The sequence below is a fragment of the Mycobacterium sp. genome (genome assembly GCF_965230835.1).
GTDB lineage: Bacteria > Actinomycetota > Actinomycetes > Mycobacteriales > Mycobacteriaceae > Mycobacterium.
This window is the reverse complement of the sequence record NZ_CBDDLW010000002.1, coordinates 522812-544623: the sequence shown is the minus strand read 5'-3', so window position 1 is coordinate 544623 and position 21812 is coordinate 522812. Positions and strand designations below refer to the sequence as shown.

Annotated in this window: 21 protein-coding genes; 12 read left to right on the top strand and 9 right to left on the bottom strand. The window is 60.9% G+C overall.

The window, feature by feature from the left end; all coding sequences use genetic code 11:
- Positions 1 to 10 precede the first annotated feature (10 nt).
- Genes aftC through ACO07W_RS02870 form a run of 3 tightly spaced genes read right to left on the bottom strand, consistent with a single transcriptional unit; the run spans position 11 to position 3831 of the window.
- On the bottom strand, positions 11 to 1321 hold the full coding sequence (gene aftC / locus ACO07W_RS02880; RefSeq protein WP_421840557.1) for an arabinofuranan 3-O-arabinosyltransferase: 1311 nt from the start codon (positions 1319 to 1321) through the stop codon (positions 11 to 13).
- 35 nt (positions 1322 to 1356) lie between these two features.
- The gene (locus ACO07W_RS02875) at positions 1357 to 2946 is read right to left on the bottom strand and encodes an alpha/beta hydrolase (protein ID WP_421840555.1); all 1590 of its coding nucleotides are present in this window, start codon (positions 2944 to 2946) and stop codon (positions 1357 to 1359) included.
- 60 nt (positions 2947 to 3006) lie between these two features.
- A complete protein-coding gene (locus ACO07W_RS02870) occupies positions 3007 to 3831 on the bottom strand; it encodes a pyrimidine reductase family protein (RefSeq protein WP_421840553.1) in 825 nt (274 codons plus the stop codon).
- On the opposite strand from ACO07W_RS02870, the gene zapE reads away from it, so the two are divergent.
- The gene (gene zapE, locus ACO07W_RS02865; protein ID WP_421845782.1) at positions 3830 to 4921 is read left to right on the top strand and encodes a cell division protein ZapE; all 1092 of its coding nucleotides are present in this window, start codon (positions 3830 to 3832) and stop codon (positions 4919 to 4921) included. The two genes, ACO07W_RS02870 and zapE, sit on opposite strands and share 2 nt — an antisense overlap.
- Here zapE and ACO07W_RS02860 read toward each other — a convergent pair.
- Positions 4908 to 5441: a GNAT family N-acetyltransferase gene (locus ACO07W_RS02860; protein WP_421845781.1), complete on the bottom strand. Its 534-nt coding sequence runs from the start codon at positions 5439 to 5441 to the stop codon at positions 4908 to 4910. The two genes, zapE and ACO07W_RS02860, sit on opposite strands and share 14 nt — an antisense overlap.
- Before the next feature lie 7 nt (positions 5442 to 5448).
- Entirely contained in the window at positions 5449 to 5973 is a 525-nt protein-coding gene (locus ACO07W_RS02855; protein WP_421840551.1) for a hypothetical protein, read from the bottom strand.
- Between the two features lie 136 nt (positions 5974 to 6109).
- On the opposite strand from ACO07W_RS02855, the gene ACO07W_RS02850 reads away from it, so the two are divergent.
- The 3 genes from ACO07W_RS02850 to ACO07W_RS02840 all read left to right on the top strand — a co-directional run bounded on the left by ACO07W_RS02850 (position 6110) and on the right by ACO07W_RS02840 (position 8856).
- Positions 6110 to 6514 carry a DUF732 domain-containing protein gene (locus ACO07W_RS02850; RefSeq protein WP_421840549.1) on the top strand — a complete coding sequence of 135 codons (405 nt, stop codon included), beginning with the start codon at positions 6110 to 6112 and terminating at the stop codon, positions 6512 to 6514.
- Between the two features lie 118 nt (positions 6515 to 6632).
- The gene (locus tag ACO07W_RS02845; protein WP_421840547.1) at positions 6633 to 8306 is read left to right on the top strand and encodes a tetratricopeptide repeat protein; all 1674 of its coding nucleotides are present in this window, start codon (positions 6633 to 6635) and stop codon (positions 8304 to 8306) included.
- 154 nt (positions 8307 to 8460) lie between these two features.
- Positions 8461 to 8856, top strand: coding sequence for a hypothetical protein (locus tag ACO07W_RS02840; protein WP_421840545.1), 396 nt, complete (start codon positions 8461 to 8463; stop codon positions 8854 to 8856).
- A 201-nt stretch (positions 8857 to 9057) separates the two neighbouring features.
- Here ACO07W_RS02840 and ACO07W_RS02835 read toward each other — a convergent pair whose 3' ends face one another.
- A complete protein-coding gene (locus tag ACO07W_RS02835; RefSeq protein ID WP_421840543.1) occupies positions 9058 to 9513 on the bottom strand; it encodes a hypothetical protein in 456 nt (151 codons plus the stop codon).
- 711 nt (positions 9514 to 10224) lie between these two features.
- The gene (locus ACO07W_RS02830) at positions 10225 to 11499 is read right to left on the bottom strand and encodes an IS256 family transposase (protein ID WP_421840071.1); all 1275 of its coding nucleotides are present in this window, start codon (positions 11497 to 11499) and stop codon (positions 10225 to 10227) included.
- Between the two features lie 94 nt (positions 11500 to 11593).
- On the opposite strand from ACO07W_RS02830, the gene ACO07W_RS02825 reads away from it, so the two are divergent.
- The 6 genes from ACO07W_RS02825 (at position 11594) to ACO07W_RS02800 (ending at position 17353) form a co-directional block, all read left to right on the top strand.
- Entirely contained in the window at positions 11594 to 11968 is a 375-nt protein-coding gene (locus ACO07W_RS02825; RefSeq protein WP_421840541.1) for a hypothetical protein, read from the top strand.
- 387 nt (positions 11969 to 12355) lie between these two features.
- Positions 12356 to 13000 carry an HAD-IA family hydrolase gene (locus tag ACO07W_RS02820; RefSeq protein WP_421840539.1) on the top strand — a complete coding sequence of 215 codons (645 nt, stop codon included), beginning with the start codon at positions 12356 to 12358 and terminating at the stop codon, positions 12998 to 13000.
- 310 nt (positions 13001 to 13310) lie between these two features.
- Positions 13311 to 13904: an IS110 family transposase gene (locus ACO07W_RS02815; protein WP_421840537.1), complete on the top strand. Its 594-nt coding sequence runs from the start codon at positions 13311 to 13313 to the stop codon at positions 13902 to 13904.
- Positions 13905 to 14076: 172 nt separating this feature from the next.
- A complete protein-coding gene (locus ACO07W_RS02810; protein WP_421840071.1) occupies positions 14077 to 15351 on the top strand; it encodes an IS256 family transposase in 1275 nt (424 codons plus the stop codon).
- A gap of 151 nt (positions 15352 to 15502) precedes the next feature.
- Positions 15503 to 15877: a transposase gene (locus ACO07W_RS02805; protein ID WP_421840535.1), complete on the top strand. Its 375-nt coding sequence runs from the start codon at positions 15503 to 15505 to the stop codon at positions 15875 to 15877.
- A gap of 807 nt (positions 15878 to 16684) precedes the next feature.
- On the top strand, positions 16685 to 17353 hold the full coding sequence (locus ACO07W_RS02800) for a 2OG-Fe(II) oxygenase (RefSeq protein ID WP_421840533.1): 669 nt from the start codon (positions 16685 to 16687) through the stop codon (positions 17351 to 17353).
- A 636-nt stretch (positions 17354 to 17989) separates the two neighbouring features.
- Here ACO07W_RS02800 and ACO07W_RS02795 read toward each other — a convergent pair.
- Both ACO07W_RS02795 and ACO07W_RS02790 read right to left on the bottom strand, forming a co-directional pair.
- Positions 17990 to 18580, bottom strand: a complete 591-nt coding sequence (locus ACO07W_RS02795) for a hypothetical protein (RefSeq protein ID WP_421840531.1) — start codon at positions 18578 to 18580, stop codon at positions 17990 to 17992.
- A gap of 180 nt (positions 18581 to 18760) precedes the next feature.
- Entirely contained in the window at positions 18761 to 19573 is an 813-nt protein-coding gene (locus ACO07W_RS02790) for a lytic polysaccharide monooxygenase (protein WP_421840529.1), read from the bottom strand.
- Between the two features lie 755 nt (positions 19574 to 20328).
- Between ACO07W_RS02790 and ACO07W_RS02785 the strand changes: the two genes are divergently transcribed.
- The gene (locus ACO07W_RS02785) at positions 20329 to 20589 is read left to right on the top strand and encodes a hypothetical protein (RefSeq protein WP_421840527.1); all 261 of its coding nucleotides are present in this window, start codon (positions 20329 to 20331) and stop codon (positions 20587 to 20589) included.
- A 995-nt stretch (positions 20590 to 21584) separates the two neighbouring features.
- Entirely contained in the window at positions 21585 to 21809 is a 225-nt protein-coding gene (locus ACO07W_RS02780; RefSeq protein ID WP_421840525.1) for a hypothetical protein, read from the top strand.
- Positions 21810 to 21812 lie beyond the last annotated feature (3 nt).

Here is a 21812-nt window from a genome sequence, read left to right as displayed (position 1 = left end):
CCGGCGCGGCTCATTGGTCCAGGCTAGCGCGGACACGCGCAGTCGTCAGCCACGCTGGGTCAATGCCGCTTTCCAGCCGGTTCTCCGCCTTTGCGTCCAGGTAGCGGAAGTAGAGCACGGTGAACACGACGATCAGTAGCAGCGACCAGCCGTAGGTGATCTTGAGGTATTCCAGTGCGCGGCCATACCTCATCCAATTGAAGAGCAGCCAGCGGTCCAGCGTCATGAAGCCGTAGATCCCCAGCCATGCCGGCCAATTACGAATCGTTGAGTTCGGCAGCACGATCGTCATCAGGAACGGGAACAGCATCATCGAGTAGTAACCCTGGGCGAGCGACAGCGCCAGCCACGACCACAGCAGAAGAACCCCCGCCGAGGTGGTGAACCAGAACAACGGATCCCGGGTGCGGTAGTAGCGATACAGCAGCCACATGCTGGCGATCGCGATCCCGGTGAACAGGATCCGTAGGAAAAGGATCAGCCAGGTGGGCAGGCCGAAGTAGACGCCATTGCCCAGGATCGAGCTGTTGAAGTAGTCACGGGTCCCCAGAATGTAGGGCAGCGTGCGGGTGAAGAAATCCATCGGGCGGTTGATCAGCGGTAACGCTGCAATGTTGATAGCTAAGGGGACCGCGGTGGCCGTCACCAGCGCCCGCCATTGGCGATTCAGCAGCGGCAGCAAGAGCAGTGGACCGAGCAGCGGTTTGAGCGCCAGCGTCACCCCGATCGCGACGCCGGCCCACCATTGACGGCCGACTCGGCCGTCGAGCAGCCACCGCAGGAACAGCACTTCCAGCAGCAAGATGCAGCCGTTGATGTTGGTGAACACCAATGTGTTGGTCACAGTCTCGGTAGCGAACATGGCCAGCAGTAGGGCAGGAGCGGCCACCGAGGTCAACGTGTATTTGAACATCCGCAACAACAAGTAGGCGGCGATCAGGATGGCCACCAGGTTGATCAAGATGAACAGGTAGCGCGACGGAGCAAAAGGTAGATACCCGAACGGTGCCATCAGCAGGGTTCCGCCGGGCGGATACAAGTAGTGCGGGTCGACATAGTCGAAGTGCTCGTTGTAGATTTCCCAGCCCAGACGGAAGTTCAGCACCGCCCGATAGACGGGCTTGAAATCGTCGGTGATGTTGCCGTTGGTTGTCAGAACAATGCTGCGGTGAATCACCGAAAAAATGGCTGCTGGCCACAACACCGACCGCAAGATCGTCGCCGCGCTCGGTGCGCTGGTGCGGGGACGGAACGTGGCCAATAGGGAATCACGCAGGCCGGTGCTGGTCGACTCTGATTCCGTCACCAGCGCACCGTACACCGGGACGTTGAACCCGGCGGCTCGGACCCGAAATATCAGGCCGGGCAGTACGTGTCGGTGTCGGGAAGTTTGGCGGTGTTTAGATATTCGATGATCGGCGGTACCGTGCAGGCCGAATAAATGCTGGCGCCGTGGCCGATGCCCTGCCACATCACTCTTTTGCTGGCGGCGTTGGCGTTGATCACGGTGGCTGCTGTGGCCGCGACCCCTTCGGAGCCGGCGATCGGATCGTTCTGCACGCCCAGCAACAAAACGTTGATCTTCAGGTTTTCGGGCAGTTGCGGTCGTGAACTGCTGGGCCAGTGCACGCATTCGATCAAGTTGAGCGCGGCAACCGTGCCGAACTCGGGGTAGAGCTTCCCCCAGGCGACCACCAGCTCGCGCACCCGGTCAGGAGTAGGGCGGTTGAGCGCGTCGCTGCATGAGTTGACGAACTGGCCATCGGAGTCCCGGATGGCATCGGTCCGGTTAATCAAGTTCGACAGCAGGTTAGTGTCACCGGAGCGCGCGGCCGCCAGTGCGTTGGCCAGGTCTGTGGTGTTGTTGACGCGGCCGCCGGTGGGGAAGCCCAAGGCGGTGATGATGGCGTTGGCGATCGACGCAACCGATGCTCCGGCGGGCCCGCCGCCGGAGCGGGCATCCGAGAGCAGCTCGCTGACCGCCTTTTTGGGGTCGGCGCCCAATGCGCAATTTACTGCGACGCATTGTGCGGCGAACGCGTCGAGTGCCGCTTGCTGGCCTTTGACCTGCTGCTCGGCGGCGGATTCGGCGCTGGCCCCCAATGCAAGTGGAGAGTCGAGGATGAGTCTGGCGACTTTGTCGGGGCGTGATCCGGCGTAGGCAAGAGCCACTTGAGCGCCGTTGCCAATTCCGATAAGCGCGACTGTGGGTACGTCCCAGAGCTTGCGCAGTCGCTCGATATCCGAGGCGGCGTGCGCGTTGTTGTAGGCGGAGCTGCCCGGCGCGATGGTGTCTGTGCAGTCAACGGTGGCGGTATTCGAGATTTCGGAAAGGTTGGCCACCGGGTCGTCGCCGGCCTGGAACTGCGCTTGATCTCGCATCTCGTCGCGGTCAAAAAGGTCACGACAGTCAAGAGGACTCGACATGCCCATGCCGCGCCGGTCAATCGCGACAATCGGGTGGTCCCGGAGCAGGTCGGTGCCCCCGTGCGAGAGCCATAGCGGCAACTGGGTCGATGACGAGATGTCGGAGCCGGTGGTGAAAACGAGGGGTCCTGAATCGGTGGGGGTTTGGCTGGAGCGAGCGCGCACCACACCGATAGTCACCATGCCCGCCCCACCGTTGACCGGGTCGAGGTCGGAGTCGAAGCTGGCGCAATCCAACGTTATGCCGGGCGCGGGCGGGATTGCGGCGTCCGCATACACCCGTGACGTGCAGTTTTGCCACGACAAGTCGTTCTTGGGTGCGGCGATCGGCGGTGGGCCGCTAGGCGTTGGTGTTGTGGCGGCCGCACCTTGTGGCCGGGCGCCGGAGTCGGTGGCAAAACGGGGGTCCGCGCCGAAGGAGGGGACGCACCCGGTCAGGACTGTGGTTGTCGACAAAGTCGCCGCGACCAACATCGTGGCGGACCTCATGTGCCGACTCATGCCGACCACAGTAGCCATCCGCGCCGTGGTGGGCCTGAGCGCCCAGCTCTGTTCCGCAACCGAGAGGGTGCCTCCAGCTCAACCCACGCTGGGAATCGCGTCGGCGTTGCTGCACTTGATGTAGCGGGTGTATAGGTAGCCGGCTTCATCAGTGAGCACATGGGCACAGCGCATCCGCGTCAGCAGTTGGCCGGAGCCCGTCGCGATGCGGCGGGCCGCGCCGCCGACGATCATTGGCGCGATCGTCAGACACAGCTCGTCGAGCAGGCTGCGCTCAAGGAACGCGCCGAGCAGCATTGGCCCACCTTCAGTCAGAATGCGGCGCATACCGCGCCCGGCGAGGCGTGCCAGCAGCGCGGCCTGGTCGATCTCACCGGGATCGTCGCCGGAGCAGGCGACCACTTCAGCCAAGTCCGCGAGCTGGTCTTTGGCTTGTCTGACGGCCGCCGCGCAGGTGATCACCAGCGGCGGCACCTCTGTTCGGGTAAACACTGCCATATTCCGGTCGAGGCGCCCCGACTTTGTCACGACCGCCAGTTGCGGGACTTCGCTCTGGCCCCGCGCCTGCCGCTGTTGGCGTTGGGCAACTGCAATGTGTGCCCCGGAATATCCCTCGACGCGCACGGTGCCGGCGCCAACGACGATCACATCGGCGAGTTCACGCAGCAGGTTGAACACCGCTCGGTCGCCGGGTCCGGCCATGGCGCCGCTCGTGTTTTCTGCGGTAGCGCCCCCGTCGAGGCTGGCGATGAAATTTGCCCGCAACCACGCGCGGTTTAGGTCGGGCGGGTAGCGATAGAACTCGGTGAGTTCGCGGTCGTCGAGGACACGTTGCGGTCCCAGGAGCGTCAGGTGCGCCTCGGTGGCACGGCCCGCGCCGGTACCGGCCTCAGAGTCGGGCATGGGTTCGATTGCAGCACGTGGCTACAGTGCCAGGATGCACGGGTCCACCTCGGCGGAGGCTTGCGGCCGGGTGCACCGTCTGGTGGATCGGTATCCGGCTGCGTCGCCCGAGCGCTTGATCGCTCAATTGCGGCCGCCGCCAACCTTTGCCAAGGTGCGCTTCGCGACGTATCGGCCCGACCCGGCAGAACCGACACAAGCCGCGGCGGTGGTGGCCAGCCAGGAGTTCTGTGTTCAGGCCGTCGCGCGGCGGGCGGGGCGCAAGAGACTGTTCGGCAAGCGGGCGGTATTGCCCGGCGTCGGCCTATACCTCGACGGCGGGTTCGGTGTCGGCAAGACTCATTTGCTGGCGTCGGCCTTCTACCAGCTGCCCGAATCCGGGCCTGCCGCGCGCGGATGCCCTAAAGCATTCGCGACATTCGGGGAGCTGACGCAGCTAGCGGGAGTGTTCGGCTTTGCTGAATGCGTTGAGTTGCTCGCCGACTACGTGGCGGTATGCATCGACGAGTTCGAGCTAGACGATCCGGGAAACACCACGCTGATCACACGACTGCTTTCGTCGCTGGTCGAGCGGGGCGTGTCGGTGGCTGCCACCTCCAACACCCTGCCCGAGCAGCTTGGTGAAGGGCGGTTTGCCGCTCGGGACTTTCTGCGGGAGATCAACACGCTGGCAGGCATTTTCACCACCGTGCGGATAGAAGGAGCAGACTACCGGCACCGTGACCTGCGGCCGGCGCCTGGCCCATTGCGGGATGAGGAAGTCGTCGCCCGCGCTGAAGTTGTCGACGGCGCGACCCTCGACGACTTTGACGCGCTGTGTGCGCACTTGGCCAGCATGCATCCGTCGCGGTATCTGACGTTGATCGAGGGTGTGACGGCAGTGTTTCTGACCGGTGTGCGTCGCATCGACGACCAAAACGTTGCGTTGCGGCTCGTGGCCCTCGCCGATCGTTTGTATGACGCCGGCGTGCCCGTGACAGCCTCTGGAGCCAAGCTGGACACGATATTCAGCGACGAGATGCTGGCCGGCGGCTATCGCAAGAAATATCTGCGCGCGACATCGCGGCTGGTGGCGCTTACCGCCCGCTGACCGGGCGGACCATCACGTAGTCGTTCTCGCGATGGGAGCCGAGTCGAAACGTCCTGGTCCCGCTGGTTTCGAAGCCGCACCTGGTGTAGAAGCGTTGTGCGCGCACATTTACCTGACTGACGCCTAGCCACACGCAGCGGACGCCCCAATCGGCAGCGACAGCCAACGCCGAGTCCATCAACGTCGTCGAAGCGCCTTGGCCGTGAAGATCCGGCAGCAGGTACAGCTTGTTCAACTGGGCGGCGGGTCGCACGGTGACCGCTTCCTGGACGTCTGTGTCGTCGGAAATACCGTGAATGAGCATGGCGTATCCGACGATTTGGCCGTCACGCTGGGCGGTGAGGATCGCGCGTTGCGGATCGTTCAGAAATTCGGCAAAGCGGGCCGCCGATAGCTGCGTGTCGATGAACGACGTGATGTTCTCCGCGGGCACCCACGGCGGGCACGCCAACGGAAAGGTGCGTGCGGCGACAGCGGCCAGCTCGTTGGGATCGACGGAGGTTGTCGTGGCGATCTTTATGGTCAAGTCACAGGTTCCACTGCGCGAGGTGCTGGCCCGTTTTCCTGTCCAGCAGCACGACAGTGGAGACGGGGTCGCGGTATGCCTCCCAATACACCCCGCCGCGAACGGTCGCGCCCTGTGGGGCATTCGCCAAGGCAGTGTCCAGTGCGTCGGGGGCGTCGGAGGGCCGTGGCTTGTAGGCGTCCGCGAACGGTGTCACGCCGTTGAAGCTGAAGTATTTCGCCATGATGAAGGAGTTGGGCACCTGGATTGCTCGGATGGTCACCTCGGCGCGAGTGACCGTGCTGCCGGGAAAACTCTTGATCGGAACGCCGCTGCGGTTATAGCCGAATCCTGGCGGTGGGGGAACTGGTACCACGTCGCTGACGGTGACGTCGGCGACGTAGCTGCCGGTGTTGACGCGCAGTGTGTCGCCGATGTGACCGATTGGGGCGTCGCCGGCCCAAGCCAGTGGAGCGGCACGCCCCACCGCAAAAAGGCCCGCTGCAACGACGAGCAGGGTGGTCAGGACGACCAGCCGGCGGTGCATTTTGCCTCCTGGATTCCCTTGTCGGGGACCTTCGCATGATCGCACACCTGCTGGGGCGAAGGGGAGGGGTTACCGCTCAGCCGCCAGTTGCGGGGCGGAACGCGCCTATGCCGCATCAGATCAGTGTTACGCGACGGTGAACATCTGCGTGACGGCGTTTGCACGGGGTGCGCACCTGCCACTGCTCTGCGACGATCAGTCGATCATGAGATTTCTACTGACGGCGATAGGCGCGGCCGCCGCGATCGGAATGGCCGCACCGGCGCATGCCGACACGATTGATCAGCAATTTCTCGATGCACTGCGGCAAGCTGGTTTGACCTATCAAGATGCGAATCTGGCGATAGCGGCCGGTAAATCGGTGTGCAAACTGGTTTCCCAGGGTAAGCACACGGCCGACGTCGTCACGGTCGTCCAAAAGGGCAATCCTGGTCTGCACGGCAACAGTGCTGCCAAGTTCACCGCGATCGCGGCGACCGCGTACTGCCCTACAGCGCTTTCGAGCGGCGCGGGGGCCTCAGACAAGCCCACCGGCGGCTAGCCCAGCTGGTATTGGCCGAACTGTAGGAAACACCGGGACGTCGGGGACGTCCGAGGCGTTCTCGGATTCCCCGTCGGGGTCGATTCGTTCCCGAGGCGCGCCGACTATGGTGCGAGTCATGGCGGCCGGCGACCAGTACTTCGATCTCGGGTCCTTCCACCGGCCAATCGAAACCGAGTCTGCGCAAGCGCAGATCTGGTTTGACCGCGGCCTCGTGTGGGCGTACGCGTTCAATCATGAAGAGGCGATCCGCTGTTTCGAACGCGCCCTGGACTTCGATCCGGCGCTGGCTATCGCCCGGTGGGGAATCGCATATTCAGTCGGGCCCAACTACAACAAGACGTGGGAGGCATTCGACCCGAGCGACCGGTCTTCGTCGTTGGGCCGTGCGCGCAGGGAACTAGAGCTGGCCGCCCACGGACGGGCTGGACCCGTCGAGCGAGATCTCATCGCCGCGCTGCGGGCCCGCTTTCCCACCGACGACCCCAACGATAGTGACGCGCTGCAATCGGGTCTGGCTGCGTATGCCGACGCAATGGCGGCGCTGGCTGCGGTTTATCTGAGTGACATCGACGTGCAAGCACTCGCTGCCGACGCACTGGTCAACGTCACAGCGTGGGCGCTGTGGGACACCGCCACGGGCGAACCCGCCGCCGGCTCACGGGTAGTCGAAGCCAAACGTATCCTCGACGACGCGCTCGCTGTGCCGGCGGGTCGCCAGCATCCAGGAATCCTGCATCTATATGTGCACACCATGGAGATGTCGGCGACTCCGGAGGACGCTTTGCCGGCAGCAGACCTGTTGCGCGGTTTGGTTCCTGATGCTGGGCACCTGCAGCACATGCCGAGCCATATCGACGTGTTGTGCGGTGACTATCGCAGCTCGGTAACGGCAAATGTTGCTGCGGTGCAGGCAGATCGGCGCTTCGTACGTCGCGAGGGCCCATTGAACTTCTACTCGCTCTACCGTGCGCACGATCTGCATTTCATCGTGTATTCGGCAATGTTCGAGGGGAAGTCGGAGGTCGCGTTGCAGGCTGCCGACGAGCTTGCCGCCGAGTTGACCGCCGAGGTGTTGTCGATCGAATCACCTCCGATGGCCGACTGGCTTGAGGCGTTTGTGCCGTTGCGGACCCATGCGTTGGTGCGTTTTGGTCGGTGGGACGAGCTAATTGCCCAACGCTTGCCGAATGACCCTGACCTCTACTGCGCCACTACGGCAACGATTCATTACGGGCGCGGTATCGCGTTGGCAGCCACCGGACAGCTTACGCAGGCACGCACCGCGCGCGCCGCGTTTACCGAGGCGTATAGCCGTATACCGGCCTCCCGCTACCTGTTCAACAACACCTGCCGAGACGTCCTCGCGGTAGCCGCTGCCATGCTCGACGGCGAGATCGCTTACCGCGAAGCACGTTTCGACGACGCGTTCGGCCTGCTGCGGCGCGCCGTCGAGCTCGACGACGCATTGCCCTACGACGAGCCATGGGGCTGGATGCAGCCCACCCGGCACGCCTATGGAGCACTGCTGCTCGAACAGGGTCGCGTCGACGAAGCCGCCGCCGTGTACGCCGCGGATCTCGGACTGGACGCGACTTTGGCACGGCCTTGTCAGCATCCGGGGAACGTGTGGAGCCTGCACGGGTATCACGAGTGCTTGCGGCGACTTGGTCGTACCGCCGAGGCCACGATCATCGGGCGCCAGCTCGCGCTGGCAGCGGCGCGCGCCGACGTACCGATTCGTGCGTCATGCGCGTGCCGCCTCGACGTCGTGTCGCGCGTTGGCGAGTGACCATTCGAAATCCGTGGCCCGCGGCGGGACAGCCCGGACGTCCCCGCCAGAGGGGCAGTGCGCAAAAGACCGATCGGTGGGCGGGAGAAATCCCGCAAATTTCGTGTGATGGGAAAACCTAACGGCGGACGGACTTTCTGGCACTATGTGAGCTATGACGGACGACCACACCAGCGCGCCTCTGAATCCGCAGGTAAACGCAAGTGCTCCGACGAATGAGCAAGTAAACATCGAGTTGGTGTGGCCGCCCCAAGCCACCCAGGATGCGCAAGTGGTCACTCACGCCGCTATCTTGTTGGATGCCGAACCCAGCCGGCAGGGCATGTATCTGTTATTGGGCCACCTCGGCCCGCCGGCCTGGGCTTCGCCCGGCGAAGCCAGGCGCCAGCTCGAAGACTGCGGCGGCAAGCTACCGGTGGCCCTGCGTGGATCATTTTTCCTGACTCGGGCCAGAGCAGAAGAACTGTGGAAGGTGCTGGGCGCACATTTGCACAAGGGTGATCAGCCAGCGGCAAACCCCACAACGCCGGGTGCGCCCCTGTTTAGCTGAGGCAGCGGGCCGGAAACGGCTGGCCTGGGCATGGTTGCCGGGGTCGGCCAAGAAACCTCTCCGTGCCTCGAACATGCTCTGCAACAATGCGTATCGAGCCGTTCTCTGCTGGGCAACGCATTGTAATGGCCAGGCGTGGCTTCGTTGCGCCGAGCGTGCTCTGGCTGTGGAAATCGGTGGGTGCTACGAGACGGGCGCCCGCTAGGTGTTGTTAAAAGCCGTTTCGTAGTCCTTGGCGGCAGAGGGTGTTAGGCCGCCTGAGACTCTCAACAACAGTTGCCCTTTTACCGTGGTCCACTCTTTGAGCAGCATCGACGCCGACTTCAGGTGCGACTGGATGTAGTCGGCGCGATTCTGTGCTGCAGCCTGATCTGGCCATTGCTCAATAGTCGCACCGCATCTCACTCCTGGGGACTCGCAGTTCACTCGCGAATCGAAAAGCACAGCGGCAGCAACGTAACCGTTTGGTCGCCCGATCAGGTTGTTCGGGTCGTTTTCCTCGGTGAGTTCGACGATTTGCGTCACTTCGGGTATGTCCGCGCGGACCGACTCAGCAGCCGACTCGGCCTCCGATGGTGCTGCCGTTGCGGTGCCGGCAGAGCAGTAAACGAGCATCGCCAGTGGTAACGCTAGTAGTCCCATAGGGCGGATTCGCATCGTTTAATCCTAGCGTTTGGCCACAGCGTTCCATAGATGATCGGTGCTAGAAATAAGCCAACCGAACGGTGCACGGGTTGTGGACCGTCGCGCGCTGCAGCTCATGATTTTTCGCCCATTGCCGATGGGCATAGGCGGCTCCGCGTAGCATCCTGCAAGTGAATGCGCCGCTGCCACCGCTCAGCTGGCGCCCGCAACAGCTACTTCGCTAAGGGGTGGAATCATGCAGAATTTCGCCAAGGTACAACTGTTTTGGCTAGCACTTTCCATGCTGATCCCGGCGATCTGTATGGCCCTGGTCGTCGGGGGAGTGATCGACCCTCTGCTACTGAGCAACATTGCTTTGACCGGCGTACTTAGCTGCTGGATCTTAGCTCTGGCCGCGCCCTTTGTCTGGGGGAGCGCTTCTAGCCGCGAACAGCGGTTTACCTCCTTCATCGTCACTTGGTGCGTGCTGGCCATCGTTTTTCCCCTGGGCTGGGATCTGACGTGGGCGATTTTTCACAGCTGGGTCAACGGTGCCACCGCTCAGGACACATCAAAGTGGTACTTCTGGGCCTACGCCGTTGCCGACACGCGTTTCCTGCACAGTGATCCACTCATGATCTGGGTCGAATACTGGTCGGGCTTGTTCGCGATAGTTTTGATCTACGTCCGGTGGCGTCTTAGGACTGGTGTAAAAACGCTGGGCGCATGTTCCTGGTGGTCATGTTACGCGGCGGTGGTGTCGGTCGTGGTTGTTGTGGTGGGGGGATGCAGTGGGCGGGGTGGCTCGAGCAGTTGGTGGCGTAGTTCTTGGAGGTGGCGGCTGGTCGCTGATGTTTGGGTGACTCCGCGCCAGCCGCGGCTGGCGCGGTCGAGGACGGCCCATACCAGCGACAGACAGCTGGTTTCGCCGGGTAGGCGGCCGATGACCTTGACCCGGCGACGGGATTCTCCGAAGGTGCGTTCGATGAGGTTGGAATGGCGGATGCGTGTCCAGTGTTGGCGGGGGAAGCGCAAATGCACGCTCAGCGAGGCGAAGTCGTTGGCCAGGCAAGCGACCGCGGCTGGGTAGAGCCCGCGGTATGTGGTGGTGAACTCCTCGGCGCGGCGGGTGGCTTCATCCACGGCCTGCTGGCCGGGTGGCTGGTCAATGTCATCGAAGATCGACCAGAACGCGGCTTTGATCTCGTCCTGGACCGCGACAGGTGTCTTGGCGATGACGTTACGGCAGCGATGGATCAGACACCGCTGACGCAGGCTTGCCGGAAACGTGGTCTCCCATGCGGCGATCAGGCCCGGCGCCCCGTCGGAGATGCCCAGTAGCGGCGGGCGTAGTCCCCGGTTCCTCAGGTCAGCCAAGAAGTCGGCCCACGCATCAGCCGACTCCGCTGCGGCTGGGGCCAGCCCAATAAACAGGGGCTTGCCGTCGGTGCAGATGCCCCAGGCGGCCAGCACCGGCTCGGCCGGGGCGTTGGGATGCATCCGAAAGTTCGAGGCATCCAAGAACAGGTAGTCCAACACCAGCTCATCAAGGCGTCGAGACGACCACGCAGCGAACTCGTCTTTGATGGCCGCACAAATCCGGCTCACCGTCGAGCGCGACAACGCCGCCTGCGAGCCCAGCACCTCGGCCAACGCGGCCTCGATGTCGCGATCCGACAAACCGCGCACCCATCCCGAAATCACCAACGCCTCCAGAGCGTGGGTGCGCGTCACCCCGGCACCGAATAGCCGCGAACAGAACCGCTCGTCGGTGTCGCGTAGTTTCGGGCGGCATAATTCGACCGAGCCCATCGTGGTCTTCACCGTCGCCGGCGGTTGATACCCATTGCGGTACCCGCCCGGGCCGTCCTGAACCCGACGCTGGTGACGGGCTCGGCCCAACACTGCTTCTACCTCGGCCTCCACGGCGACCTGAAACACCAGACGCACCGATAACCGCCCGACCTCCTCCAAAATCTCGGTCAACGGCCGCTCGGTCGCGGCGAACAACTGATCCATCTCAACACGCACACGCTCAATCGGCGATACTCGCTTGGTCACGGGCGTAGCCCCTCCTTCATAGCTTTCGTCGGTTGCGACGGAACCTACGCCCGTGACCATTTACACCAGCGATGAGACGCGACCCCACGTCCTGCGGAACCTGCTAAGGGACAACGTGCAGAAGGCATACAAGGCCTTCGTGGTAGTTGGATTTATGCAGTTCTACGCCGTCAGCGTGTTTTTTGGTGTCGAAGCCATCAAAGGATTCGTCGATATCCGACCGGATGTATTCAGCTATTTCAAGTTCTTCGTCCTCAACGGTATGTGGATGGTTGTGCCCGCCATCGCCGCTTATCTGTTTACCCAGCTACTCAAGGATCCTGAATACAGCGCAGCCGACACGTGGGCGCGCCTGCGAGGAAAACCTGGGCTGATCACGACGCGCCCGAGCGCAGGCGATGTAGGTGGCGATCGGCGTCCAGATTAGGGTCCGCGGCGTCACATTACGGCGAGGCGTCATGGTGCCAAAACCGCTTGACGTAGTAGCGGGTGCGAAGCTGCAGGATATGGCCGTGGCGGGTTAACCTTGGCCGGTATCCGCCTGTGATGTCTAGTGTGGGCGTGGGTTTTTGGGGACGTTTTGGGTGATGGTGTTTGCGATGGAGCCGGGTGTGGTGGGGGTGTCGGCGGCGGCTCAGGATGGGTTCGCGGTACCGGTGGAGGTCGCTGCTGCGCCGGCACGTTTACATTGCCGCGGACACGGGAAGCTTTACAGGGCCGTCCTGCCAAAACCCCAACCAACCACGGGTGTCTTGTCAACGATCGTTAGCGACACGCCTTCCGGTGCGGTTGCTGGACCTTTAAGGTGCTGTCGATGATGCTGGACGGCAAGGCAATCTTGTTCGACATCGATGGCACCCTGATCGATTCAGGCGCCGCAGTCGAACGATCCTGGCGTATCTGGGCAAAGGAGTACAACGCCGATACTCAAGAAGTGCTAAAGGTCTGTCACGGTCGACGGACCGAGGACATCGTCCCGCAATTCGTCGCGCCACAGCAGCGATCCGGGGCGATAGCCCGGGAACTCGCCCTGGAGCTAGCTGATCTCGATGGTGTCGTGGCATTGCCAGGGGCACGCCGAATACTCGAAGCCCTACCGCGCTGGCAATGGGCCGCAGTGACCTCAGGGGAGCGCTCATTGATGACTGCTCGACTCGCGGCAGCGCAGCTCCCCGCTCCAAAGTTACTGATCAGCGCAGAAGACGTGTCCACCGGCAAGCCAAGCCCAGAAGGCTACCTCAAGGCGGCTGCTGTGTTGGGCTTTAAGGCACAGCAGTGTCTGGTCGTAGAGGATGCGCCCGCAGGCATCAGAGCTGGCCGCGCTGCAGGAGCGCAAGTACTGGCCGTCACGACCACTCACCAGGCAGCCGAACTGGCGGACGCCGACGTGGTCGTAACCGATCTGTCCGGGGTCACGATCAAACTCACCGACGGCGGTATCACCTTACTGATCGCCTAAAGCGAATGCACGGCACGTCACTTAACGCCGCGAAATCACCGCCACTTATCGTCGCAAGTGGCAGCCAACAGAGGTGGGGGCGTGGGCGGCGTGAGGTGTCTCGTTTCTTTAGAAACGCCAATGTCACGCTGGTGTAGTCGGCTGATTCGCTCGTTTACAAACTGCCTTCGTGGCTGCTGTCTCTACTGCGGTCGGTCGACGCTGAGAAGACCGGTGGATCTGGCTTAAGAGGAGCGTGGCACCGCCCCCTATTGGCGTATGTCGACCGACCGGTCCGTGCCACCCACGGTGAAGGAGACACCTGTTCATGATGGTCATTGGGATCGATGCCCACAAGCACAACCACACCGCGGTCACCGTCGATGATCTGGGCCGCCAGGGATCAACGAAAACTGTTGGCACCACCACAGATGACCACCTACGGCTGCTGCGCTGGGCCGAAAGTCAGGGTGCGCAACGACTGTGGGCGATCGAAGACTGCCGACGCATGACAAGGCGACTGGAGCGCGACTTGATTGCCGCCGGGGAATCGGTGGTACGTGTGCCACCGAAGTTGATGGCCCATGGGCGTGACTCGGCACGTGGCTATGGCAAGTCCGATCCCATCGATGCCCTGGCGATTGCCCGAGCCGCGCTTGGCGAACCCGACCTACCGGTAGCGCGCCTCGAAGGTGTCGATCCTGACCTGCGGTTGTTGGTCGATCATCGTGAAGACCTCATCGCTGAGCGCACCCGAATCATCTGCAGACTGCGCTGGCACCTGCACGAGCTCGACCCGGGCTGGGTACCGCCGGCACGAATCGAGCGCCGCAGCGCATTCGACAAGGTCGCCACTCACGTAAACGGCCAACAGGACAACAGCCTTGTCCGTCGACTGGCGTTGCGACTGGTGGGTCACTTGTGAGTTGTTGACCGTGGAGATTGACGAACTGATCGAGGAGATGACCACCGGTCGCGTCTCATCGCTGGTGTAAATGGTCACGGGCGTAGGTTCCGTCGCAACCGACGAAAGCTATGAAGGAGGGGCTACGCCCGTGACCAAGCGAGTATCGCCGATTGAGCGTGTGCGTGTTGAGATGGATCAGTTGTTCGCCGCGACCGAGCGGCCGTTGACCGAGATTTTGGAGGAGGTCGGGCGGTTATCGGTGCGTCTGGTGTTTCAGGTCGCCGTGGAGGCCGAGGTAGAAGCAGTGTTGGGCCGAGCCCGTCACCAGCGTCGGGTTCAGGACGGCCCGGGCGGGTACCGCAATGGGTATCAACCGCCGGCGACGGTGAAGACCACGATGGGCTCGGTCGAATTATGCCGCCCGAAACTACGCGACACCGACGAGCGGTTCTGTTCGCGGCTATTCGGTGCCGGGGTGACGCGCACCCACGCTCTGGAGGCGTTGGTGATTTCGGGATGGGTGCGCGGTTTGTCGGATCGCGACATCGAGGCCGCGTTGGCCGAGGTGCTGGGCTCGCAGGCGGCGTTGTCGCGCTCGACGGTGAGCCGGATTTGTGCGGCCATCAAAGACGAGTTCGCTGCGTGGTCGTCTCGACGCCTTGATGAGCTGGTGTTGGACTACCTGTTCTTGGATGCCTCGAACTTTCGGATGCATCCCAACGCCCCGGCCGAGCCGGTGCTGGCCGCCTGGGGCATCTGCACCGACGGCAAGCCCCTGTTTATTGGGCTGGCCCCAGCCGCAGCGGAGTCGGCTGATGCGTGGGCCGACTTCTTGGCTGACCTGAGGAACCGGGGACTACGCCCGCCGCTACTGGGCATCTCCGACGGGGCGCCGGGCCTGATCGCCGCATGGGAGACCACGTTTCCGGCAAGCCTGCGTCAGCGGTGTCTGATCCATCGCTGCCGTAACGTCATCGCCAAGACACCTGTCGCGGTCCAGGACGAGATCAAAGCCGCGTTCTGGTCGATCTTCGATGACATTGACCAGCCACCCGGCCAGCAGGCCGTGGATGAAGCCACCCGCCGCGCCGAGGAGTTCACCACCACATACCGCGGGCTCTACCCAGCCGCGGTCGCTTGCCTGGCCAACGACTTCGCCTCGCTGAGCGTGCATTTGCGCTTCCCCCGCCAACACTGGACACGCATCCGCCATTCCAACCTCATCGAACGCACCTTCGGAGAATCCCGTCGCCGGGTCAAGGTCATCGGCCGCCTACCCGGCGAAACCAGCTGTCTGTCGCTGGTATGGGCCGTCCTCGACCGCGCCAGCCGCGGCTGGCGCGGAGTCACCCAAACATCAGCGACCAGCCGCCACCTCCAAGAACTACGCCACCAACTGCTCGAGCCACCCCGCCCACTGCATCCCCCCACCACAACAACCACGACCGACACCACCGCCGCGTAACATGACCACCAGGAACATGCGCCCAGCGTTTTTACACCAGTCCTAAGACGCCACCTGACCACCGGTGTCAGCCAGAGCGCGCCATCGCTGCTGGCGATCGTGGGCTGCGGCGCACTGACTGCGGGCAAAGATTCTCGGCGAAACCGCCGGTGTGAATCGGTTCCGTTCCAAAGATGCTTACGCCCGTTACAACGGCACCGCGCCGCTACCAGTGTGGTCATCGAACAAGCAGCGACATCGCCTCTCACGCACCGGCAACCGTCAACTCAACGCCGCGATCCACCGCATCGCGATCACCCAAGCCCGCTTTTACCCACCCGCACGACAACTACTCGACCGATGCAAAAACAACGGCGACGGCGGCATGGAAGCCCTACGCATCCTCAAACGCCGACTCTCCGACGTCGTCTACCGCGCCATGCTCACTGACCGTCATACGAGGTTCCCGGTGTCGACACACCGGCTTGATCAGGGCGTTTACCGCTTTTGCGATTTGTGTGAACTGGACGCGTGCCGCCTTCGTTAGTCATCTTAAGCTCAGGCCGAGCGGACGAAGGCAATAACAACCAGGAGGCTCATGTTGGCTGCGACCGAATCACACGACCTCGCCAGTGGATGTCGGTTCCATCTCGTAAATAAAACCACGGCAAAAAACAGCCGAGATAGAGCCGGCATGGCGCGTTTCGGTCCTTCGTTTTCCTGGCCTTCCACGGATATGATCAGCTGAATGTGTTTGGTTATCTATTCTTTCTAGGATCGCCATAGGGCTAGTTCCCGACTATCTTATTTATCCAAATTCGGTACCGGCCATGTTTTTATCGTACCGGGGGGTATATGGCCGCTTCGCTCGCTCTAAAGAAAAATATTAAATACGAACAGGACGGGTTGTGAAAATTCCGCATTCAGCGAAGGTTTTTGGTGATAGATCCGTTAGTTATCATCCGTCGTTAGACCGACTCGGTTCTAGAGGAAGTGCTCTCGTTGGCTCGCGCCCGGTTAATGGCATGGCTGGTGGGGTAAGTATGGAACTTCCGCGCAGTGCAGTCAGCCGGCGAAGGGGGGCCCAGCGGTGAGCGGCGGTAGTTTGCGTTCGTGGTCGAAATCTCCGGTCGCTGGCCCTTTTGATGATCGATGCATCTCGCATCCTCCCGGCTGTCAATGCCGCCCTTCGAGGGGTGGGCGGCCTCATCTGTCGGGCGTCAAGAGTGCTGTTCTGAAACCCTCTACTGGTGATGATCGCCCGAGCCCGGCGACGCGGATCAACTTGTCCGACGGTGCGATTGTTGGCGCCGAGGAATACGGCGCGAAAAGGTACTGGGTTGACCATGATTTCTTGACGAAATCGGAATCTGAGCATTTTCTATCGCTCGTCAAAATGTATCGACAATCCCACAAGATTCCGCATATCTATCGAAATCGACGTGGCCGTTCCTTGGATTACAGTGTTATCGACGGGGGGCAAATCGGGAAACATCTCGTTGAAATTGATCGATTATATCGAGAGATAAACCACGTGGTGAACGCTGCTTCGGGGAAAATTCTGACACCGCTAGCCAATGCTCAAGTGGGGGTCAATGTCAATATTACGTCGCCGGGGGGTGAATATCGTTGGCACTACGATCGAAATGAGCTGACCGGAATACTCTACTTGAATGAAGTCGAAGGCGGCGAGACGGAACTGTATCCCGGCTATCGCATCCTTCTCGAGGGCGCCCGGTATTCCAAGGCTCAGCAGGTGCTGGATAACTTGTTGGAATTGAAAGGTGTACGTGCCACTCTTGGCAAGAAAGTGGCAGTAAAACCACGTCAAGGAACCTTGCTCCTCATGAAAGGAAAAACTTGCCTGCACAGTGTACGTCCCGTTTTAGGTGAGCATGACCGAGTTGCGATTATTTTCTCCTATGACGTTCCGGAAGCTAGTTTTGATATAGAACAAAGATTGGACAGCTATCTATATAGCGAAAATGCAGATTCTTCATCGAATGACCCGAATTACAAATAGTCACGGGGGGACGAAAGACCCGGCCGATGTCACAAGCATGGTGTAGGCGGCTCGGCCGGTTGGCGGGGTGGCAGAAGCCAGCCGAGCCGGTGGCAGCCGAGGGTGACACCAGCGGCGTGGCCGTGCGCGGGACGGGTGCGCAACCTTTGCGCGCCCATTCCGCGAAGGCAACGGCCGATCCGCTCGAGAAATGGTCGACCCGCTCGTGCCTGAACGTGGTGCCGCACTTAGCTGGAAGAACACAGATCTGACGCTGTTATGCGGCACATGCCACGCTGCGCCAATCGAGTACGACCTGTCCGGGTTGGTGACCATGTTCGCCAAGCGTTCTTGGCTCGGAGCCCGCACATGTTTTCGGATCACCTAGCTAGGCATCACGACTAGGAACGTGCTCAGCTCTAGACGGCCCAGGTTGCTCTTGTGTCGAAAAATTGCACTCGGGCGCTCGCACCAACCAGGGATCGGCCAGAAGCGAAAGACGGCGGCGTCCAGATCGGCGTTGAACTCATTTGTGAGCACCTTGACGGCTGTATGCGGCCTGTGGGGACAACGAGACCGAAGCCGCCACCCTTCGTCATTTCAGCCGTTTGATCCGCGCCGCTATATGTTTATGGGCGTCTGTCTGGGCCGCGGTGCCTATATCGCCTGCGGCAAGGTTGCTTTGTCAAGTTCGCGGACGGTTTCAGGATGGCCGACGGCCATCGCCAACAAGTCCGCTGAGAGTTGACTGACACTTGTGCCATGTTCTGCGGCGATCTCGCGCAAGCGTGTGCAAACGACGGCCGCGGCACGTACTTTGATCTGCTCGCGATCACCTCTGCGTGGCTGTGCCATGGAGTGGTCATGCCCCGTATGGCGCGTCATACCTGGTATTGACACGTGATATCCAGCGGTGCACCTGTGAAAGGTGAGACTCACCCCGCCGAACCAAATGCACACCTCACTCGGCAGCCCTTTCATGGAGCGGGCGACGGTCTTGGTTGCTTTGTCGCCGACGGTGCGGCCTAGCTGGGTGATCTGGACAGCGCTGGGAAAATCGATCCAGTCAAGAACATCAGCGACCTTGACAGTCCAGGGTGACCCGCAGACCGCGCTCGGCGGTGCTGGTCGCGAAACCCGCGCCCCGACTTTTCTGTGTCCCTGAACCGAATTGCCAAGCAGCATTAGCCCAGTCGCTGGGAGCGAAGCGAAAGGGGCCAAGCTGACGGCGCGCCGAATAGTTGACATTTTCACCTTTTCTCCTTCGGGTTGTTTTCTTACATGCCACCGAAATTTCGTACGATCGAGGCGATGCCTGTCGCAACGCCGGCGACTACTCAATTTGATATGTCCGTGTTTTCGAAGTCCTAGTCGAGGCTAGGAGAACGGTTGCTTGCATTGAATTCCGGATATAATTTGCCGCGGCGGTCAATACATCATCTTCCAGAGCGCCGGTGTGTTGGGTGGGGTCCAATTCGACGCGTGGACTGTGTGCGCTTGCAGGCATTGATACGTCCTACCTTGGTAGCGGACTCTGTCACCGATCGCATAAGTCGCGCCGACAGCCCATCGTTTTACTCCGCCGGCTGGTGGTGTTCTTGTTGTGGTGGGTGGCGGTGGTGTTGTTGTGGTGGGTGGCGGTGGTGTTGTTGTGGTGGGCGGTGGTGGTGTTGTTGTGGTGGGCGGTGGTGGTGTTGTTGTTGAGGTGGGTGGCGGTGGGTCGCCTCCGTCGATTTGCAGATCGACGCATGAGTAGAACGCGTTTTGGGTATCGCCGATATTCCAGATGGCGAGAAGTTTCTGACGACCGCTGAATCCGCTCAGGTCTAATTGGTGAGTGACAGTAGAAGGAGGAACTTTGTTGTTGTAGTCGACTTTGGCGATCCTGGTGGAACCGATATAGTATTCCCAGTTAGCGGTCCTGTGTACTGCGGTTTTTGTCCAGGTAAACGAAGTCACTGTGCCGACCGATGTGGATTTCCACGGCCGGCTGTCGTCATTGAGGGCGTCCCATCTTTTTATGCCAGCGTGACAGTTGCGCTGTCCCTGGCGCCCCTCCACGCTCTGAGGTTCGTACTTGACGGTGCCGCAGGTGGTGACTATTCCCTGTTGGCACTGAGCCTGGCGGCTAGGCGGAGTCGAGACATAGCCATGAGCGTTGGCCTTGGCCATTGGTAGGGAGACGAAAAGGCACGGGGTTAGCGCGGTAGCGCCAATGATAGATGCGATAGGGTTTTTCATTATGAATCACCTTCACCGGATCAATATTTTGATTTCCTAGTTTGCTCTTTTTTGATTCCGCTATCTGTAAAAACCGTCACCCCGGAATGCTTGGAGTCCTATTCGGCTTTTTGTTATGAGGGCACTCTGGGTTATTATCCAATATGAAAACGAGTCATAGGAGTTTTCCTGATGGGAAACCGGATACCTGATCTTCATTGGAATCCGCTTCGAATATACTTCGGGGCAGTACGTGGTATATATAGAATTCTTCTAGCACGCGGGAGAGCCTTCCGTCAAAGTTTTTTCATGCACTGTATATAACAGGTTTTGCACCCTGATAATGGAGAGTAACCTGCCTTAATTTTCCCCGGAACAGTCTTCTGTGACGCGTACGGTCAAGAATGATTCGGTCTCTAGGGCTCAAATTTTAAACGCCTAGTAGGCGTTCAATAACAGTGACTGTAATGCTTCTGTGATCTGAATGGAATAGAAAAGCGACAAGATTCTCACTCTTAATATTCTTACTTTTTTCTTGGGTAATCTTGACCACAAGATACAGTTTCACGGTATTTCGGGACGCCCTCACTTCAACGCAGCTAGCTGGCCTTATGTCGACGGTAGGCCCATGTGAGCGCGGCGCATTGCGAAAAGCGCGTCGCGTGGTGAGATTTTTGGAGCTGAGATCGCTGCTCAATCTCCACTGAGGTTGTCTCAGCGAAACAGCGCGAGCCGAATCACCCCGACGTGTCGGTTTTGCAGGGGGGAGTGCAGCCGTGGCGACGCGTCCGGTGAATAGTTATCCGCCTGAGCTGCGTGAACGGGTGATCCGCATGTTCGGTGAGGTCCGGTGCCAACGGCGTCTGGCTTCGGTGGCGGCTGTCGCTGAACGTCTCGATGTGTGCCCCCACCGCGCACGGTCCGCCACTGCATCGCTGCGGGCGGCTGACCACCTACCGCATTGGTCCACGCCTGATCGGATCGACATCGAGGAAATCGACCACGTACCGGCGTTGATCGCGAGTTTGGCGGTATAGATGAAGGCTGGAGGCGAAGCCCACGACGCGGGCTCATGCGTACTCGCTGCTGCGGACGATCCTGGAAACGGCCCGGACCGATATCGGCTGATTGAAACTAGCCTGTGCGCGAGCCGAAGCGTCGCACCGAAACCCACAAGATCAAGCCCAAGCCAGCCAGCATCAACAAGCTGGAAGCTCCGGAATCCGAAATGCCGCAGTAGTCCCGGCCTATGGCGCCGTTGGCGGCGTGGTGTGTACTCCGATTTGGTGAGTTGGTCCGAGCTAAGCCGATCCTATATTGACCTGAAAGCCAGCGTGGCGAAGGTTCGGCGTGCGACCGTATGCGTCGATGGTGGCGGGCTAGTCGGTGAACCGAAGTCGGATGCAGGAATCCGCGCTATAGCGATGCCGCCACACATCGTGCCCGCCGTAAAAACCCATCTCGCGCGGCATGTTGCCCGTGGTGGCGATTCACTGTTATTGCCGGTGAAGAGCGGGCGATACCTACAGCCGACAACGCAGGCAGGCACTTTGACAGGGCGCGTTCCGATGTGAAGCGATACGATCGGCGCTGGTAAGACTTACGGCGCAGTGGTGCTGCGCTGGCCGCGCAAGCCGGGGCCAGGTTGGCAGAATTGATGTCACGTTTGGGCCACTCAACGCCAGGGGCGGCTATGTGGTATCGGCGTGCTGCACAACGGTGAGACCGCGAAATCGCCCTGCTGCTAGGCGAACTGGCAAAACAATGGACGGCAAAGCGATTGTAATGTGATCGTTGAGACTGCATGCGCGGGCAAGGGCAGCATCGAAAGCTGTGGATCACTACGAGGTCCTACCAGAAAACGGTTTCTGCTGGCGATGTGGTCGACGGAAAGACGATGTGGACCGGAGCTATGCATCACCTGGACGGAAGTTACCGACATAGAAGTGAGGGAGATCCTGAGCGAGGATTATGGGAGAAAATGCCGGAAGGTCAATTCTCTACGTATCCGGTAGGCCTGGATCGATGATAGGTGGAATTCTCGGCGGTCTTGCCTGTATTGAGTCGCGCTTTGGCCGTTATAAGCCGCTGGGCCATGCTCGCCCACGCTTTCCTCGCAGTGGCCATCGTGACTGAACGCGACATCCAGCCCTCATCTGAAGAATTAATCACATTGACGGTCAACGAGTTTCGACGGCTCTTCGACGCGCTGCTCTTGATTGCCAGCCAGATCCTAGCCAGCCCGGTGGCCTGGTAGCGA

Bases quoted from the DNA above. Each gene is read 5' to 3' on its own strand.
- ACO07W_RS02875 (WP_421840555.1), bottom strand. From the start codon at position 2,946: ATGGCTACTGTGGTCGGCATGAGTCGGCACATGAGGTCCGCCACGATG.
- zapE (WP_421845782.1), top strand. From the start codon at position 3,830: ATGGGTTCGATTGCAGCACGTGGCTACAGTGCCAGGATGCACGGGTCC.
- ACO07W_RS02870 (WP_421840553.1), bottom strand. From the start codon at position 3,831: ATGCCCGACTCTGAGGCCGGTACCGGCGCGGGCCGTGCCACCGAGGCG.
- ACO07W_RS02855 (WP_421840551.1), bottom strand. From the start codon at position 5,973: ATGCACCGCCGGCTGGTCGTCCTGACCACCCTGCTCGTCGTTGCAGCG.
- ACO07W_RS02845 (WP_421840547.1), top strand. From the start codon at position 6,633: ATGGCGGCCGGCGACCAGTACTTCGATCTCGGGTCCTTCCACCGGCCA.
- ACO07W_RS02840 (WP_421840545.1), top strand. From the start codon at position 8,461: ATGACGGACGACCACACCAGCGCGCCTCTGAATCCGCAGGTAAACGCA.
- ACO07W_RS02835 (WP_421840543.1), bottom strand. From the start codon at position 9,513: ATGCGAATCCGCCCTATGGGACTACTAGCGTTACCACTGGCGATGCTC.
- ACO07W_RS02830 (WP_421840071.1), bottom strand. From the start codon at position 11,499: ATGGATCAGTTGTTCGCCGCGACCGAGCGGCCGTTGACCGAGATTTTG.
- ACO07W_RS02820 (WP_421840539.1), top strand. From the start codon at position 12,356: ATGATGCTGGACGGCAAGGCAATCTTGTTCGACATCGATGGCACCCTG.
- ACO07W_RS02815 (WP_421840537.1), top strand. From the start codon at position 13,311: ATGGTCATTGGGATCGATGCCCACAAGCACAACCACACCGCGGTCACC.
- ACO07W_RS02810 (WP_421840071.1), top strand. From the start codon at position 14,077: ATGGATCAGTTGTTCGCCGCGACCGAGCGGCCGTTGACCGAGATTTTG.
- ACO07W_RS02795 (WP_421840531.1), bottom strand. From the start codon at position 18,580: ATGTCAACTATTCGGCGCGCCGTCAGCTTGGCCCCTTTCGCTTCGCTC.
- ACO07W_RS02790 (WP_421840529.1), bottom strand. From the start codon at position 19,573: ATGAAAAACCCTATCGCATCTATCATTGGCGCTACCGCGCTAACCCCG.